The 18,907-nt window shown below is 29.8% G+C and carries 14 protein-coding genes and 1 pseudogene; 2 read left to right on the top strand and 13 right to left on the bottom strand.

Annotated elements, in window-relative coordinates:
• Positions 1–144: 144 nt before the first annotated feature.
• The 5 genes and pseudogenes from EM808_RS07305 to EM808_RS07285 all read right to left on the bottom strand — a co-directional run.
• Positions 145–279, bottom strand: a pseudogene (locus EM808_RS07305) (sporulation initiation factor Spo0A C-terminal domain-containing protein); the annotation flags it as partial.
• A 461-nt stretch (positions 280–740) separates the two neighbouring features.
• Complete coding sequence (locus tag EM808_RS07300; RefSeq protein ID WP_127737524.1) at positions 741–1,829, bottom strand: RES domain-containing protein; 1,089 nt, start codon at positions 1,827–1,829, stop codon at positions 741–743.
• A gap of 12 nt (positions 1,830–1,841) precedes the next feature.
• Complete coding sequence (locus tag EM808_RS07295) at positions 1,842–2,777, bottom strand: sce7725 family protein (protein ID WP_127737523.1); 936 nt, start codon at positions 2,775–2,777, stop codon at positions 1,842–1,844.
• 11 nt (positions 2,778–2,788) lie between these two features.
• The gene (locus tag EM808_RS07290) at positions 2,789–3,598 is read right to left on the bottom strand and encodes a sce7726 family protein (RefSeq protein ID WP_127737522.1); all 810 of its coding nucleotides are present in this window, start codon (positions 3,596–3,598) and stop codon (positions 2,789–2,791) included.
• A 798-nt stretch (positions 3,599–4,396) separates the two neighbouring features.
• Positions 4,397–5,347, bottom strand: coding sequence for a restriction endonuclease (locus EM808_RS07285; RefSeq protein ID WP_127737521.1), 951 nt, complete (start codon positions 5,345–5,347; stop codon positions 4,397–4,399).
• Positions 5,348–5,958: 611 nt separating this feature from the next.
• Between EM808_RS07285 and EM808_RS28510 the strand changes: the two genes are divergently transcribed.
• The gene (locus tag EM808_RS28510; RefSeq protein ID WP_164849589.1) at positions 5,959–6,102 is read left to right on the top strand and encodes a hypothetical protein; all 144 of its coding nucleotides are present in this window, start codon (positions 5,959–5,961) and stop codon (positions 6,100–6,102) included.
• Positions 6,103–6,357: 255 nt separating this feature from the next.
• Here the strand turns inward: EM808_RS28510 and EM808_RS07280 are convergent, their stop codons facing one another.
• The 6 genes from EM808_RS07280 to EM808_RS07255 all read right to left on the bottom strand — a co-directional run bounded on the left by EM808_RS07280 (position 6,358) and on the right by EM808_RS07255 (position 16,095).
• Entirely contained in the window at positions 6,358–9,774 is a 3,417-nt protein-coding gene (locus tag EM808_RS07280; RefSeq protein ID WP_127737520.1) for an RNA-directed DNA polymerase, read from the bottom strand.
• Between the two features lie 221 nt (positions 9,775–9,995).
• The gene (locus tag EM808_RS07275) at positions 9,996–10,556 is read right to left on the bottom strand and encodes a recombinase family protein (RefSeq protein WP_127737519.1); all 561 of its coding nucleotides are present in this window, start codon (positions 10,554–10,556) and stop codon (positions 9,996–9,998) included.
• A 794-nt stretch (positions 10,557–11,350) separates the two neighbouring features.
• A complete protein-coding gene (locus tag EM808_RS28505) occupies positions 11,351–12,652 on the bottom strand; it encodes a putative phage abortive infection protein (RefSeq protein WP_235856586.1) in 1,302 nt (433 codons plus the stop codon).
• Positions 12,653–13,140: 488 nt separating this feature from the next.
• Positions 13,141–13,461, bottom strand: a complete 321-nt coding sequence (locus tag EM808_RS07265; RefSeq protein ID WP_127737518.1) for a hypothetical protein — start codon at positions 13,459–13,461, stop codon at positions 13,141–13,143.
• Positions 13,462–13,663: 202 nt separating this feature from the next.
• Positions 13,664–15,541 (bottom strand): hypothetical protein, encoded by a 1,878-nt coding sequence (locus EM808_RS07260; protein ID WP_127737517.1) that lies wholly within the window; start codon positions 15,539–15,541, stop codon positions 13,664–13,666.
• A gap of 182 nt (positions 15,542–15,723) precedes the next feature.
• Complete coding sequence (locus EM808_RS07255) at positions 15,724–16,095, bottom strand: hypothetical protein (protein ID WP_127737516.1); 372 nt, start codon at positions 16,093–16,095, stop codon at positions 15,724–15,726.
• 372 nt (positions 16,096–16,467) lie between these two features.
• Here EM808_RS07255 and EM808_RS07250 point away from each other — a divergent pair, with 372 nt between their 5' ends.
• Positions 16,468–17,118, top strand: a complete 651-nt coding sequence (locus EM808_RS07250) for a helix-turn-helix domain-containing protein (protein ID WP_127737515.1) — start codon at positions 16,468–16,470, stop codon at positions 17,116–17,118.
• Positions 17,119–17,363: 245 nt separating this feature from the next.
• On the opposite strand, the gene EM808_RS07245 is transcribed toward EM808_RS07250, so the two are convergent.
• Both EM808_RS07245 and EM808_RS07240 read right to left on the bottom strand, forming a co-directional pair.
• Positions 17,364–18,041, bottom strand: coding sequence for a hypothetical protein (locus EM808_RS07245; RefSeq protein WP_127737514.1), 678 nt, complete (start codon positions 18,039–18,041; stop codon positions 17,364–17,366).
• 47 nt (positions 18,042–18,088) lie between these two features.
• The gene (locus EM808_RS07240; protein WP_127737513.1) at positions 18,089–18,796 is read right to left on the bottom strand and encodes a ribonuclease H family protein; all 708 of its coding nucleotides are present in this window, start codon (positions 18,794–18,796) and stop codon (positions 18,089–18,091) included.
• Positions 18,797–18,907: the final 111 nt, after the last annotated feature.

The following is an 18,907-nucleotide window of genomic DNA, read 5'->3' as shown; positions in this document are numbered from 1 at the left end:
CCAATATATTGCTTACTATTATAATCCGAATAAAGAAAAAAGCACTTCCTGTTTATTAAGTTCATTACAAACTCAATAACCAGGAAGTGCTTTTACAAATAATCCTAATCAAAACAAAACTTAGTTATAAACAAATCCGCTTCTTTAAGAAGCCTTATGTTCCAATCTCAGCTTATCTGCCACAATCGCGATAAATTCTGAGTTCGTCGGTTTTGCTTTAGACATGCTGACAGTGTAGCCGAACAATGTGGAGATGGAATCGATGTTTCCTCTGCTCCATTATTCGGAAATACTTATATAAATCTCTTTTAAAAAGGAAAATGTTCGTGTTTTAGAAAATAAATTTTTTCATCTCATATGTATTTGTAGGGTTATAATAAAACATTTATTACATTTATTATATTACAATTTAGATAATATTGAAAGTCATTGTATAGGAAAATCGTGTCTTTTAAACTTTACTATTTTTACTCTGATTATGGAATCAGTATAGGTATAAGAAAGGTCTGTTTTTAATTTGAAATTTTAGTGATATTAGCCTTACTATTAAATCAAAAAAGACACTCAGTTAAGTGTCTTAGATTTATTTTATTTTTATAGAATTCACAATGTTCAAGATATTAAATTCACAATCCAACATGACAATCCATTCAAAGTATAAACAAATTCAGGTTAGAATTTTGACTTATCACTTTTATTGATTTACCTTTAAAGGATTACTTTTTGAGAATGCAGATTTTTCATACACATTCAGGATAAGTATAGGCTAAAGTTTCAATTGTTCTTTTTTCTATCCTTGTACAGTTTAAAAGCTTAGGGTCAAATACCATCAAATTATACCCATTTGTACTTAATGTACTTTCAAATACTATACCATGATAGCCTGCTGCTTCAGTTTCATTAAGGCTTTTTATATAATCTACTATAAATTGTGTAGGCAAATAATCTAATTTACTATCCCCACTACGAACTGGTTTAGATATCGCTTTAATCATTTCATTAAATATATCTAAGTTTATTGCATACATTGTAGGGTCAGTAAATCTAAATACATCTATGTTTTTCAGTAATCTAAAATCAACAACCTTTAGTTCTTGCCTGATTGGAAATTTACCTATAAAAACCGTATCACTAATACTTGGACGAATCTCACTAATTACAGTTCCTCTATCGTTGGCTAAATATAAATGACTAATTCCTTCAGAATTAGCCCTTCCCGCTGTTGCGTATAAAGGTGGAGGTGCGCCCATCTCTTCAATATCTAATTCTTCATTATTTGAAATTCTTCCCCTATAAAAAGTCTCATCTTCAACACTAGTTGTAAGTCTTTTTAAATATTCATTCATTACCTCATAATTGATATGATTCGAGTGAAATCTATTTTCATGCTTAATATAGTGTACAAATTCCTTCCAAGAATATCCTTTTAATACTGACTTCTTCTCAAGATAACTACTATTCATCCATTCTATAATGCCAACTTGGTTATTTAAAAACTGAAGCTTATCTGGATGGTTTTTTTCTAGAAGAGAAGCTAAAAACAGATGTATTTTACTTCCATCAAAATTGTTGAAAATATTCCAATTTCTTTCAAATTCATCTTTTATACTAATAAGTTTGTATTGTGAGAAACCATCTGCAATTAAATCTGTTCCCAATTTAAAAATGCCTAAAATATCATTGAACAAATCATCCAAGCCACTATCTTTATATAGACTATATACATAAACATTACTGCTATTACAAAAATGGCAATCTCCTAGATTGCCTAGACTTTTTATAATACTTTTTATTTCAGTCGACATGAAGCATCTGACACAACAATTCACTTATTGCACCTCCTAGTCTAGTAATCTACCGATTAATTCCAAGTGATGCATGATAGATAACTTCTTGAGAGTTGGTAAACCTGGATAAGTACCATCTTCAGAATGCTTAACAAAACATTGCATAGCTAAAGTATTCATTCTATCATCCGAGATAAATTGTTGATACCACTCAATCATCTTTTCTAAAGCTTCTGAAAATTTTCCAGCTGGGTCACTCGTATCATCGTTAGAGTCTGAAACAAAATGCATTACTTCCAGAGCATTTTCCGAATTTGGGTAAACAATATGAATTGCTACTGCATACGGAGCAAAACCACTTTCGCTATACTCTTCTCCAACAACAGAAAAATCTGAAAATCCAATATAACCTTCATCTCTGAAAAAAAGATGTTCCTCTGAAAAAAACTCATTTTCTTGTTCCAAGTAGTCAGCGTTTCTAGAAAGTTTATTAAATTTATCGTCGAATCCGACTAATTGGTGACCATTCAGTTGCCTTCTAAAAGAATTATCCAAAGGAATTATATTGTAACATGGCTTTATATCTGTAAAAATCTCTTTATATATAGGAACGGACTTTCTTTCACTTTGAATAATCGCTATCTCTTCTAAATTCACATTAAATTCTTGTTCCAATTCCTTTAATTGACTAGCTGACCCCTTATTTAAATAATGCCCAATTATTATTGAATCACTTAACATTAATTCTTTATATTGCTGATAAACACTAGGTAATTCAATTTCACCTTTAAATGAGCCTACTTTAGGGTTTGATACAATAATTAAATTTCGTTGCTTCTCCTCAAATACTTTAACTGTGGAAACTAATGTAGAACTTAATTTTATTGGCTCTATAATTGGTATAATTTTAGAACTTAAAAGTTCTTTAGTCTGTAGTTCTCTAAGAGCCAATAAATCATATTGTCTTCCTCTAATAATCGGAAAATACATTTCTTCTCCTCCTAATGTATATTCAATCTTTCAGATATCTTAAGTAGCTCTTCAAACTTAAAATTACTCGTATAGACTAGCCATCTAATTTGCATAGGTAATTTCTTTAAAATAACCATACCTTCTGAATTAACATCAATCCTCAGTCTTAACTGATTAATTACTAGCCTTTGTGCTTCCTTTATATTAATCGTCTTGAACCAATCAAGTGATGTTTTAAAGTAATGCACAGGTTTAACATCGGGTAAGCGTCCGAATTTCAACAAAAGAATTTGTTCATACTCTTTTTTTCTCAATAACTTAAATAGTATTTCATGTTCTAGCTTACAATCATTTTGAATAGCTTCTTTCCTTACACTTAAGCTAACTTTGTCTGTTAAAACGATAATCCCAACTTCTGGATTTGATTCTTTTACTACTTTGTAGACTGGATAATAATTTTTTTCAGAAGTAACAACATATACTTCGCTAAACGCTTTCGAGTAATCCTCTAATTGATAAGCTAATCTATCAAGATTATCTAGGTCAGTTTTAATTTCATAAACTTTCCCTATATTGTGATTAATTAAGACAAAATCCGCCTTTGACTTACCAACATTTACTTCACTAAAAGCAGAAGTAGTTCTTAAGCTATACTTTCCAAGTACTAACTTATTGAATAAAGTATTCTTAAAGAAAAACTCGTTTCGATACCCTTTGGACAGAATTTCATAATTTTTATTTAACTCTAGATTAAATCCTTTTGCATTAAATACATCTGAAAATAAAGCATCTATCAAAAACTTCTTGCTAAAAAACCTATTTAAATAAATATAATTCATACAAAATCACACTTTCCTAACTACTTTACGCATACAGTTTACCATTTTCAACAACGTAGCAAAAGTGTATGTATGTTTAATATTAATCAAGGTTATTATCACTTAATAGCATAGTAATATTTCCACTTCTATCTAACGCTTACTCTTGGTAATATTATCACATATTTAACCAATAAATTACAATACGAATGATTAAAATGCTAGGTAGTCTCTTTATTAAAGTATTCGTTAATCTAAAATAAACAATTTATTATGCACTCCAATCTTAATTCCCTGCATCTTTTATACAAACTTTACAATTATCCTCCTATACTGCTCAATACAAAGTTACTCGATACTCTACTAATGCCAGTATTGCAATATTTCTTACTATTTTGTCTCAAATACCTTATTGTTTCTATAATTTAATAATTCTAGTGCATGATTATACTTAGCCATTTGTAATTTCTTGATTTCTCTTTTAGTTCCACATGATATTCTTAGTTCATCCATATTTTTATTCCAAATAGTTTGCTTCCAACCTCCAGATAATAATATAGGGTTTCATAAATAAACCTACCTCCAAAAAGAAGATAGGTTTTTAATAATATCAAACTTGTTATTGAACCCTAATAATCCAAATTAGGTATTCTCGTATCTACTAGCTTTAAACAATAATTTCTTCCGTTCCCTAAATTACTTTCTTTAGTAAATTATTCCTTAAATAAATGTGTAAACTTACTTGTGCAACCTTATGATTTAGATGAACTTATGAAAGAATAATTACACATATTTATTCCTATTTATACTTCACATAATTTATTTAATACCATTAACACCAATATATGGCTCAGACAGTAAATTAAACTTAGCAATTTTTTTTTGTAATAACTCAATCAAATCTACTTCGCCAGATAAAACAACTCTTAAATCATAACCATCCATTAAGAATATAGATTTATCTGGACTTTGTTTCATTAATGGAACTACTTTAGTAGACCATCCATTTATAGAGATAAATAACCCCATTGTCTGTTTTCCAGAACGTGCAACCTTACCATATAATGAATCTAATTGACTCATATCTGTAAGTTGTTTTGTCCATTTCATTTCAACTATGTAATGCCAACCGTCAAGTTTAAATGCTCCGTCAATCTGTTCCCCCCCATTATTTCTCCTGAAACTTTCTAGTAGAGCAATATCATATAGCTGAAATAACATATTTATTAATTGCTCTAGCAAATATCCTTTCTTTTGTGCATTATTTTCCATCCTAGCCATTTCATCGAACATTAATAATAATAACTTAGATTGCTTTTGTATCTCTAATTTCTGGTCGAGCCTTGCTATTCTTTTTAATTCTTCAATCCTTAACTTCTCCCGCTTTTTTTCTTCTTCAAATAATTGTGCTTCTTTGGCCTCCATTATTTCTATTGTATTTAGAACTTCCCTAGCCTTTTGAACAGTTCCTCTAGCAGTATATTCATTTTCAGCTAAATGAAATTTATTCCAACTAGCAGCAATTTCAATAACAGTTTTAACAAACTTCTGCTCTTCTACTGTAATATCGAATTCTTCTAATAACATCACACCAATTTCTCTTTTCGTACAAAGCCTTCCATCTGCGTTTCTAAAAGTTTTTAACCTTACAAATTGTTCCTTTTTTATTCCTGCAGGTTTTAATATCTGTTCATACATTTGATTCTTTATAAATACTAAATTAGCAATAATTTCAATAGCAAGTTTTCTAATATTTTCATTTAATTGCATATATACACCTTGCTTTCAAATTTATATTCATATCCCTAATATTTTAGCATATTAAATATTTTAATGATGAATATACATCTCCTTTTATAATCATTTTACTTATAGACTTAATAGAATTTTTTCTGTGCAAATGCAATAACATACCAAATGCAAAATTAAAGTGCAAGGTGTAGCAAAGAAACATTACAGAAAGTTGCAAGCAGAAATACATAGTTATTGCCACGACTACATGGAGAAGTGGACATGTTAGCCTTTCTTGGCACAGCCAGATAAATTGTTATATATGGCCTTTGAGGCTCTTATACTTGCCCGTAAAGGTTACATGTCAAATCATTTATAGGTCTGCACTTTTCATTGCACTAGTTTGTATTTAAATCTTGCAAACTTATGTATTATATTTTTGCAAAACACCCCAAGTGAATATGTGGAAAACTTCCCATATCAGTCGTTAGGAGTCCCTTAGCTTATTTTATATTCCTTAACCTTCCTTTCGATAAAATGTAGCCTTGGTTATAAACGATTACTTTCACTGCAGTAATATCTGCAAAAACCCATTTCTGATAAGTACAGAAAAAATAATACCATTTAGAAATAAAAAATGACTAAGGAGAATGGAAGTTTCAACCCCTCTGCCAATTACTAATAATACAAAGGAAAAGCTTGTCAAAACAATGACACTTCAAGATAGTAATAATATTACCATCTTAAAGGACGAGATAATGTTTTACTCATTAGAACGGATAAATAAAAGATAGATTTTATTAACTTTCTAAAGATATAATTATGAACAAAAGAAAACTTTTAAAGAACAAAAAGCATCCGAAATAAATCGAATGCTATTATTGGAGTTCAATTCTGAGATACTCCAAAAGATATACTAATCAGTAATAATTTTAGGGTTATAGATGATGAATAGAGAATACAATCAAATAATTTAGTATGCAGATTCATATATATAGTCCCTGACATTATTAAATACAATATGAATCAATTGAAATGAATAGAAACACCTAGAAAAATTTGTGCATAAACTCTTGTGCTGAGTGCTTATCGTTTCTATTGTAAACAAAATAAAAATCCTTATTTGCATTTTCATCCAAGACTACATTTAAATCAAATTGTACATTTATGTTATTTTGTTTTAAATACATATTTAAATATACTATTTCCGCGAAAAACCAATTATAAGACTCGTTAACAAAAGCACAAGTAAGATTACAATTATCTCCATCAAAATACTTGAAATCACAATTAGCTTCAGCGATATAATTTTTCCCCTCCTCAAAGAACCCCTTTAAAGCCCCTCCAGTAAGTCCATCATCTTCTAAATTTAATTTACACATTTGCCCACATCTATTTTTTAATCTTTCACTCTCAATTTTTCCTGTTGGTAAGTAATTGTGAATAATTGATAATTGAACAATAACTGGTTCTTTGATATCTTCATTACGAATAGTTTTAATCTCTAAACTATTTACGCTTAAGTGCTTAATCCAATGGAATATAGATATATCATCCATCCTTTTAAAATTTCTTTCGAGAATTTCTTGTCTCACTCTTTCTCTAGATACGTCAGATAAATCTGCCAGTCTTAATAAAAGTGATAATAACTTTAACCTTATAGGATGATTACCATCATGTAGTACCTCATTAATTTTGCTAACATTGCTTTTTAATTCACCATGGGCGGCACTGATAATTCCAATATCTCTTCTTTCAGCAACTGTTAAAGGTAATGTTGGATAATCTGATACCAACTCTCTCTCTGACACATTTGGGTGTTCCTTTCTTACAATACCTTCCCTTATTTTTTCTACTTCAGTATGAATGTCATAAATATAAGGTAGTTTTAGATGATTTCCGTCAATACCTTTTTCTTTTGAAAAAGGGTTATTAATTATTTTCCCTATATTAGATATTAAATTGGTTACATCTGGTTTTGTGTAGTCTACTAGTCTTTTACTGTCTGGAGAACTTAGCATTCCTAAATCATGAAGGAAACATGCTGCAAATAATCTAAAAGCCTCTTTTGAATTTAAGTATATCGAGAAATCAGACCTCATAAATATCTCGTGAATATTAGAAATTAAATACCTAGCATGTTCATGATTATGTAGAGTATAAAAGTTACATTCTTTCGCCCCATTTTTCCAGCTATTTTCTACAAAAACACTTATTAAAAATAGATTATCCAGAGATTTGAAATCTTTAATATAATGGTTTAAAGTTTTTTCCAATTGAAATTGTTCGAAACTTAATTCAATATTATTTCCTTCACCATTTATTGCTTCCAATATAAAACTAACAAATTCTTGAATATTGAATCGGTTGTGGAATAACTTTCTTAATATCCTATATTGCCATATATTAATTTTTTTGGATTTATTGAAAATATTTATCCCACTTTGCAAATCAATTTCAAATAGCACCTCAAATAATTTAATAAACGATTCTCTCCAAATTTTATTTGACGGTTCATAGTAAAAAATATCATTTTTATAGAGTGGATTTCCAAAAAGAGTAAAAGTATTGTTCTCTTTGTTAAAATATATATATTCTGGGTTAATAACACTGCAAGGAATTCGTTGACTAGAAAATTTAAATTGATAATCTAACCATGAAGCTAAGTTAGTCAGTACTGATTTTACAAAGAATTCATTTAAAGTCATTTCACAAAGAGATATTCCGCAGTTTTCAAACTTACAACCCCATTGTCCATTTTTATTCTGGATAAATTTTTTGTAATTTATTTTTTTGAAGTCTTCAGTTTTCAAATAATTATCTTCAAGGTCAAAAGAGATACTAGAGTGAAATAGCATACTATCCTGTATGTATATCCTTTTTTCACTATTGTACTTACTGTATATACTATTAAGTTCCGAATTAATATTTAAACTATATAGCAAATTTTGTAATTCGAAGTCTTCAAAACCTTTTAAATACTCATTGTAAGGTTTTAAATATTTTATCCAGTCTGGATGTAAATTAGTTAAAATAGCCTTTAACATAGTTGAAGAACTACATAGAACATGTAACTCTAATTGTTCTGAAATTTTTTCCTCAGAATACTTTAATTCCTCAGGAGGCCATCTATACATATATGAAAAAATTATATATTTAACATAATTTATCTCAAGTAAATCCTCATTGCAAAGTAAACCATTCAAGGTTTCTATAAATTCGTGTTTTTGCTTTAACGTAGATGCGCTTAAGAATAGTGCATGCCACATAGCGGTAAAGTTAGAACTCAAATTTTCCATTTTCATAAATCTTATTAAATTAACATCCCATTCCTCATCATCATCTTCAAGTAATTTAATAATCCTATAATCGACAAAGTTACCGATTTTATCCTCTATTTTTTTTTCTTCAAACTTGTAGAGTTCATTTAATTCTCTTAATAATAGGCTTAAACGTTCTCTCATCTGTTTTTTATCTTTTGAAGAAAGTATTACTTCATCCCTAATCGCTCTATCTAAATTAGATGCTCTCCCCATTATTTTTGTCTCATTTTTTTTATGTTCATCAACTTGATATATCGCTGATTTATTCTCATTTAATTTTAAGTTTCTTTTACCCATAAATACTGATAATTCTTTAAAAATCGCATTAGCTTCTTCCATAGTTCCGCAATATACTCTTATATCATCCACATAACTAAATGCAGCCACGTTAGAATACTTACTTTTGATACTGTCTAAATACCTTCTAATGTAAAATAAAGCAAAAATCGGGGAATAAAGTGTACCTTGTGGGAGTCCATCCAATTCTTTTTCTTCCCCATCTTCAGATATGCAACTAAGTTTTAGAATTTTATTTAACCACATTACAAAGTCATTATCAGTTTTTTCTAAAGACAACACCCTAGTAATCTCTTCTATTAGAAGTTGTTTATTTATATTTGGATAAAAATTTTCAATATCTGCTTCGACTACAAACCTATACTTTTCATTTTCAGAACAATTAATTTCTTCATTTACAAATTTTGAGTACCCATATTTCCAATATTGATACATGTTATCTGAAGTAGAACTGTTTAGTTTATAACCAAAATTTGAAATAGGTAGCATATATCGAATTTCCTCAGCCAATACGTTAATAACAGACTGAGTAATCACAGCATCAAAAAAATTAATTTTCACTATTGGTCGAATCATCCATTGATTATCTAACTTTTTCTTTGGCTTATTTAATAATTCTAAAGGTTTAAGAGTATAGTTTTTTTCACCAATCAAAATTGACTTTATTTCATCATAGACATGTGGAATTGATTTTTCAAAAAGGTCTATTTCATGTACATTATGTAGCTCTTTATTCATAAAGTTATTCTTTGCTCTTAAATAAGCCAAGTGTATATTCCTATAATCTAACACTCTATTCATTAGATTACTTAATATGTTATTTTCCTTGTCGACTATAGTTTGCATAAACTTCCTCCAATTAGAATTGTAAGATAATTAAATATTGATTTTATAATTTTAATTATACAAGACTTGGTGTAGAGAAATTATTATTTTAAGGAAATTATCTAATCTAAAGTGTGGGGATGAACTAACTATTGAATTTTCCCGATTAACCTTCTCAATAAAATGTGGAAAATATGCCCCCCATATCTTAAACTAATGAACAATGTCCCCTGATACTATTATTATTGCTTTGCTTCTAGTTCATTCTTTCTGTTAATCAATGTTCTCTTCTTTATTCCAGTCATTGCCTCAACTTCTTTGTATGTATGAGTCTTGAGCAATCCAATTGCATGTATTATTTGTTGTTTGGAATGCTTTCTTGGTCTACCTTCTCTAAAATCATCTCGTTGCTTAGCTAATGCTTTACCTTCTTGAGTTCGTTCTACAATCATATCTCTTTCAAACTCAGCGAAGGAACTTAGTATATTGAAAATCAACCTGCCAGTTGGTGTATCTTCTACAAGTCCCATATTAAGAATGTGTACCTTCACCCCTCTTGCAAATAGAGCATTGACAGTTTGAATACCTTCAACTGCTGACCTAGCAAATCTATCTAGCTTTGTTATAGTCAATGTGTCTCCTTCGTGTAACGCCTTAAGCAACTTGTTAAACTCTGGTCTATCAGTTTTAGTACCTGTAAACTTCTCTTTATAAATGACTTCACATCCTTCCGCTTGCAACGCTTGGATTTGACCCTCTAGGTCTTGAGCTATTGTTGAGACTCTCGCATATCCATATTTCATTGTTATATCCTCACTTTTACCACCTATTTATTGCACTAAGTTATTGCACCTTATAAAGCTGATTATAGCAAGGTCACCAAAAAGGTGCAATAACTTTCAAGTATTTGCACTTCAAGAAAATACATAAAGAGTAATGATATCAATTATATGCATGGTAAAAGAGTTCTATATTGAATATAATCACTCGCTGTTAGTAGGTGTTGTGGTTTACTATTTTTGGATTACGATGTATTTGGTGATTTGTCTCGGACAACCTCATTGTTTTTCTAACTCTTCTACTCATTTAGCAATCATTAACATAGCTATTATTGGCATCGTATCGGATAATTCTAGAAGGCTTATTTGTGAGTAAGGGTGTTTATATTTAATTAAACTCACTTTGACATACCTAATTTACACAATACTACAAATTCAATTAAACATGCAGTTGCTCTACCAGCCACTCTGAATGTCATTAATCGTTATTCACTGGCCATAGACTTTTGAATAATCTGTCCAAACAGGATACAACGATACCTTCTTTCTTTTTAACTAGGGTTTCATTTGATTTAAATTCTCACCAAGCCTTATCCAACTTAACCATACATTCCAATGTCTCGAACTCCAAGTTATCATTTACCCTCTTGGTATTTACAACAGTTATAATTAAATCTTTCCTTATAAAAAATACATGAAACTAGCATCATTGCCATTCTTACCTTACCCATAAACTATCTTTAGAAAAAAGATGTATATTTATCTAAAAATAAACACTGAACAGATTTCAAGTTCAGTGTTTTTAATACTATATCAAACTATTTATTTTCGGTATTGGTAGTATCTAGGCTAGCTACCTCTTCAATATCATTTTTCCAGATAAAATCGTTTGTAACAAGGTGGTCATCAAAAAAATTAGTGTTTATAAGTATCTCTTTAAATTTTTCGCCTTTCTGCGAATAAACAACATTGTAGAATACCATTAATAACTCAAATGATGATAATTGAGCTCTTAGGATACCCCTATACTTACGTTTCTCAATTTCATTAGTTTTATCATCTACATCAAAAGTCTCACTTTGAATAAACTTAACTATTCTATATAAATTTCTATAGTAATGTCCAACTGCATTCTCATTCCTTTTATATACTTCTTCATAAGCTAGTTTTTTTAAGTCTTTCATGGGTTGATTATGGAAATTAGTTTTAAATTTATCAATATAAACATTTGAAAATTTATCTTTTGCACTATTAAAATCTATTTCCTCAATTATTTCGCTATAAGCTATATAATCTCCATATATATTTTGAGAATAGTAAACTAAGTGTTGTTCTTTTCTTCTATTCCATTCTGTATTTTGACCATTATCTACCGTTTCATAAAACTCTTCTAGTTCAGTCATATCTGCAATCCCATTTTCATCGTACATGGGAAGAAAATGTTGTTCAAATTCATCTATATATTCACTTAATTGATTGTTTAGGTAGAATTGTTTTATTAGACCATCTAAAATCTCAATATCACCTTCAAGGGCTTCTTCTTTTAATTTTCCACAGTACTCTCTATAAATCTTTCCATCATATGTATTAATTAAATCATCATAAAAATATTCAATAGCAGCTCTTCCAGAAAATTCTTCAATTTGTATTTCCTTCAGAATATTATGATGTAAATTTACCATGTTGAAAAAGGTCGTTTCAAACTGTTGTTTTTTCATCGTTTCATTAGTAATTTGGGTTTCTTTCCTTGCTTCTTCAGCTTGCTTCACCGATGCTTCTGTTTGCTTAACCAATTCCACGATGCTTTGTTGACTAATTTTTATTTCTTTTCGTTGCATAATAATCGTTGCTAATAACAGGACAACACTAGAAGCTGTTAAAAACGCCACTGTTGTGCCACCTATAAAATCTCCTACCGCTCCTATATCTGTTAAATTATCATACTTGTCTAATCTGGAATCATAATAATTTTTTACAGCAAAAGGCATTATACTTGCTGTAACCAACAAAGCAAAACCTAAAATGGTAAACACCAAAATGCCAATATCTGATATTTTGTTCCTTAAATTAGTTTTTAAAACCAGTAATACTATCAATATAACTAACACAACTAAAAGCATAATCAAACTTGTCTCCACCAATCTAGATTTACTTTTCTTAATAAATAAACTTAATTACGTTTATCTATTGTAACAACAATTAATTCTTTCTACTAACAAAATTTTACTCTATTTAAAATAACAATGAGTACTAAAAACAAATATTAGAGCATGAAGGGAATTCTAATGAATAGTACTTTCTCTAAGAGTGTTAAAATCAAGGTAACTACTTTTTCCCAACTACCAAGAAAATAGGTATCTCAAAAGATTTTTACTATTATCCATCCCTAAAGTAAGTCACCAGTATGCCTAATTTTGAATCACTATCAAACAATTATTGAATGCCTCTGTACATATGAGGTTGGTTATAATTTTGTAGCAAAATTAGAGGAAATGATTATTACTGTTAATGAAATCACAGCTTTATTAGCAGTAATTTGGTTAAAAATCTAAATCCTATATTATTGAAACATCTACTTTTTCACAAAGAATAACACTGAGGAAATACCTCAGTGTTTTTGACTTTCTAGACGTTTAACAACATCATCTATTTCTGATTCAATTATTTTGAAAGCATAGCGAATAGCATATTTATAATTGAATCCACTACTACCTCCGGTATGAATAATAAATTTCCCTTTTGTATTATTGATATCAAAGTCATGCTTAATCTTTGCTTTACATACCATCATCGTAATCTGAATAGCTTTATCTGAGTATCCCTTCTGCTGAAGACGTTCAATACCCTCTACTATGATTTTTGTTGAATTAATATTCTTTTCATGTAATCTAATAATATTATCTCTAAAATATTCAAATGGTGTATTCAAAATTATCTAATCTCTCCTCTTAATCTCAATTCTTTTCTTCGTCGTTCATGGTGTTTCAATTTAACTAATCATTGTACTATTTATAGACTACTATCCGTTATATGTGATTAGTCAGTGTTATGGTGTTTTTTTATTAATTCCCTCAAATGCTATTCTCTCTGAAATTAGGATGACTTTTATCTATTTATATCTTATAATGTCATTAACTAATTAGTTTGGTATTTTCTTTAACTTGTACTGGACGGCAATCCTTTACAAGTTTTTTTCTGATTATTTTTGGAAAGCTTGACTTACTCAAATATTCTTCTGTTATGCCCATCTCTTCTTTTAACTTTTTATTAGATAGAATTATCTCCAAGTCATAGGTATCCACCATCTCGGCAATACAACGTTTGAATTGCTTTGTTTTGAATTCTTGTTGTCCCTTAAAATATAATTTCACCGTATTCAATATTTCTTTTTCAGTTGTCCAACCTTTACTTTGCAGTAATTTAAGTGTGGTAAACTGTATATTCGATACTACTTCCTCGTTCAGTTCTTGTATTTCCTTTCCTTTGTCCTGAGGAAAAACCCTGTCCGCATCTTCTCTACCAAAGGTTCTCATAATTCCCTCATAGGATATAGTTCTACCTGTACAACCTTTTTCCAACCAAACCCTGCACATTTTATCAATTTGGTGGAAGAACTCATAAGTATACATCGGCAACTCGTATGTGTTGCTCCTATATTGGAAATGTCTTTCTCTTTTATTTCTATTCTGGATTTTCAATAGCTTTTCTGGCAACTCCGTTTCATCTAATTTCCTTGTTACTTTGAAAAGACTAAAGAAATTCATTCTTGTTCCAGTGGCACTTGTGCTTCTACCGAAGTGTTGTGCTAAGGTTCTTACGCTGTGATAAAACACAATTCTGGGGTCTGTATCATTAGTAATGAATTCTTTTGCTAAGTCTAACAAAATATAAAAGTCCTGAAGATGCCCATACTTAATGAATGCCTTGTAGAAGTGTGGATGAATTTCTTCAAGTTCATCAGACCTCAATAACTCTTTATACATATCTATTGATTCCTTAAATTCTTTGACTGTTTCACTCTCATATATCTCTATCATATAAATTTCTATCAATAATAATTTCGCCTCTACAACAGAGCACTTTAACAGCCGCTGTACCACATGAAGGATTGTTCCAGTGAATGGCTTACTTGATGAATGGCACTTATAAAGCCAATGACCATTTTTTCTATGAGATTGATAGATTGAAGCACTCGGACTAGCCTCGTCATGAAAGATATCAATGAAGGTTCCTTCTGTTCTAATTCCCAAGAATGCTCTTAAATCTTGTTTCTTGAGGTAATCTAGCACCTCGTTATTTGATAATGTTACTGGGTCAATATTTAGCTGTTCTCGAAGTTCCATAATGTTTCTTTTACTTATCAAATCAACATTATTAGTATATATATTACTATAGGAAGCTTTAGGGTTCAGGTTCGGGTGCACCCTTGTGACGGACATATCTAGATTACTCTTTATGTCCTGCAAAAGGGTTGTGTTTAAGCCAGCGAAGCTGGCTACCTTTAACCGATTATTGAAATTAAAAGAGATTGCTTCTCTGCCACCAAAGAATAGTCTACTACCATCTCTACATGCTTGGTCGGCAGTTGGGTATCTCTCAAGCAAATTACCTATTATAAACTCATAATCCTTATATTGAGTTAAAGGGTTGTCCAAGACAAAAACTATCCGAAACTTATGATGACTCATTTTATGACTTAACGTTGTATAAAGGAACGCAGCATTTTGTTTAAAGAATTCATCATTTTTTGCCTCGTCTAATGTAAGTCCTTTATCAAAATCTAATGCTATTACTTGCTGAGATTCCCAATTTGCCTTTGACCTTTTGATGCTGCCGCCTGTTGATTTAAAGGTTGCAGGAATGAATGTTTTTCCTTTTGTAACCTCCTCTGCCAGCTTTAATGCATCAATCTCCACAGGAGTACACTGAATAATGCGGTTATTAATCAAACCAATTTCTCTTCCGCAAGGCTTGAATGAATACTCAACTGTATCTAGTATTATCTTCATCCAACCCCTCCTCCACTAAACATATATAGTTTAGTCAGTTGTTCTAATTTATTCATAATTTTTTCCCTTCTGCTCATTCATACCTATGAGACTTTTATAATATTATTTGCTGGCATGTTTATCCCCCCCTTCCAATTCGATATTTTTAGGTTCTCGGTAGCATTCAATAGGTTTCAAATCCTTTATATCGCAAAACCTTCTAACCAGCTAGGTGCTAACTTAATATTAAGTTTAAGATTACCGTAACCAACAAGGTTATCCTCAATAACAACTTTAGCGTTATAGAATAGTCCCTCAAAGAGTTCGCCTAAATTTTGAATTTCCCTACTTATTAAACTATTTATTTTTTCATTATATTTTCCACAAACCAAATCTTGTAATAAATTAACTAACTTTTCTTTTTCTAAATTTGAATACGATTCAAAATCGGTCAGCTTATGAGTATAAAACTTTAACAATTCATCCGAAACTGCAAAGATTAATTCTTCTTTAGTACATCCATTAATTTGTAAATGTCTTAATTCTTTCTTGGTTCCAGCCATAATGTTTTTCAAAATTATTTCCTCCAAATCGATTATTTTATTCTCGTTGTTTAAGGAATGGCTACTTTAACTTTCACTCAATGATATTTTCATTAAATTACCTTATCGACATCCCTTTCATCTAAGGAAATCTGGAATTTTCTCTATAGGAAAATGAATTATAATCCTTATCTTATAGGTTTTTTTTAATGTATCCTGATATGATTTAAGAGCTATAATCTTATCAACTGAATTAAATGTAGCATATTCATACTACAATGTAAATAAATTAATTTAATATGTGATATATTTAATTTTCATAACACGCTTAACTAATGATTTGTAGCATGATATAATTTACATACATTGCATTTTATTTTATTTTATTTATCGGAGGAACTTACAATGAGTATTAATAACTTTGGAAGAGACATTAAAGCGTTAAGAACTAACAGGAAAATTGGTTCTAGAGAGTTATCACGCTTAATTGGAAAGGCTGAAACATATATATCCCAACTAGAAAGAGGATTAATTAAGAAGCCAGATTATGACACTGCCTATGACATAGTGAAACACTTAGGGTGGGATGAGAATAAAATTGAAGGAATTTTAGACAAATTGTACCAAATCAAATCCACTGAAAGGATTGCAGCAGAGGCAGCGGTTGCAAATCAAAATGAAGCTAGAGCGGCTGCAATTGAAGAAATGTGGCTTCAGAGGCAAGTAGACATTGATTCTGACCCAGTATATCTGGAAAAAAACAGATTAACACCTGACATGATAAATTTTGAAAGTGAATGGATGCAGGAATTAATTGATAAACTCGAAGAACAAAATGAAGAAATTAAAATGGAACTTTCATTTAATATTGAAAAAAATGCAAAGACTTTTGAATCAGTTTTAAATAATCTACATTCTTTGTTAACATCAATGAGGAAAGATAGAAAAAACTTCAACTTTTTTGTTGACTTATTTAAGAATGATTTGAGTATTCTCAGCGAGGAGAGTAAAGACAGGATATTAATAACAATTAAAGAAGAAGTGAAAAAAGCTTAAACATTCAAACAAAAGATGCAGATAACATCCTTCCAATATTTAATAAGAGAGCAGCCTTTAGGCATCTCTCTTATTAAAAGCCAAGCCAAATAAATACCTATAGTATCGACTTAAATTGTATTTCTATATATTTTCGAGCTACAAATATAAACAAAAGATATAGGATATAAAAATTAATACCACTCGTCCACAAAATGGAAAATCCTCGAAAGAACTGTACTCGCTTCCTTGCTTAATTAGGTATTTTACTTTATATCATTATTCTCATTCTTTTTTTCTTTTGCGAAGCCTCTATAAAAGTTACCCGTTATAAAATCCTTGGAAATTATTTTATCTTCATAGATTCTACATAATGCTTTCATAGATAATACTTCGTTTATTTCATCCTCTATCATTTCCTTAGTAAACATCTCACAGTAGCCTTTGTCAATTAACCACACCATTGACTGCGAAATATACTGTATGAAATATAACTTATCTTCATCACTTAACTCGTCTTCCTTTGTAACATTATATATGGTCATTATTGTTTGAATAATATCACTCAAAATTTCACGCTTCATGTGATACAATTCAAAATGATTAAACTGATAAGGATAATGATACTTCATGATATCACTTTCTAGAGGTGTATATGATTGATTCAAGTTATGCACCTTATCAGCCAATACACTAAGATGTAATTCCAATCGAATTAAATCATATTCGTTACTTTTCCTTTTCATGTATTGCCCTAGCATATCTGTTTCCAATAACATAGCAACTTTTAATAACTCTTCGCTTATTTTTTGAATCTCTTTTTTATTAATTTTGGGTAATGAGCCAATCCCCGTTGGGCAAAATATCTTTTCCAAAAAATTAGAGTTTATTTCACTACTTTGATTAAAACTGAACTGTTTATTCAATTTCTTTGGTTTATTCAATTCTCTTCACTCCAGTATACCGATTATTTCGATAAAAATATTAAAAACTATTTTTCTATCAGTTTCTTCAACTTCTTTCTTCTTCTAATCACTCTCCAATGGTTACTGATTTGTACATAATTAACTTTCCATATTTTCACCACAGTATCTTTAACAACTTTTATTCTTCTATCATGTATTGCAAATATTTTAATATCATTCAAATCTTCTACAAGGTCTGCCAGCCAAATTTTCTTATTCAAACTCATTTGCGCTACATGAAAGGAAGCTAAGCGCTTATTATATATCTGCCTGTATTCCGATAAGACGGATAATTGCATATAGTACTCAGGATAATTGGGAACCTTATCATAATATGAGCGATTTATTTCAGAAATAATAGCAGATGGTCTGAATTTTTCTTGGTAACTTAATTTATGGGCAACGTTTAATTTCCTAGGTATGACTTGAGTTCGAAGTTGCAACTCCCTAATTGAATCTTCTATATTTATCAGTATATTATTAAATATCTTCTTCCTATTTTTCTTCATTTGATGTTTAACACTATCTGAATCAAAGACTATCAACCCCTTTTTCAAATTGTAATACTCAAGAAATGAAATTAATTCACAAATCGCTAGATATTCTGCAATATTATTATTAGATTCATCTACTACTATCCTTCTACGAATAACACTACTATCTTCAAATATAACAACGAAACCAAGATATGCTTTTTTGTTTTTTATTGATGCATCTGTGTAAGAAATAAACATAAACATATATCACCTCGAAATTTAAAACTAGGATTATTATATAACCAAAAATACTTTATGTATATAATTAACTTATATGTAAATATTAAACAAAACCATTGCAAAATCCAC

Origin of the sequence: Niallia taxi, from assembly GCF_004005475.1 — a bacterium.
Classification (GTDB): Bacteria; Bacillota; Bacilli; order Bacillales; family Cytobacillaceae; genus Niallia; species Niallia taxi.
Note: the sequence above shows the minus strand (reverse complement) of the source record. Positions and strands in the feature narration are given on the sequence as shown.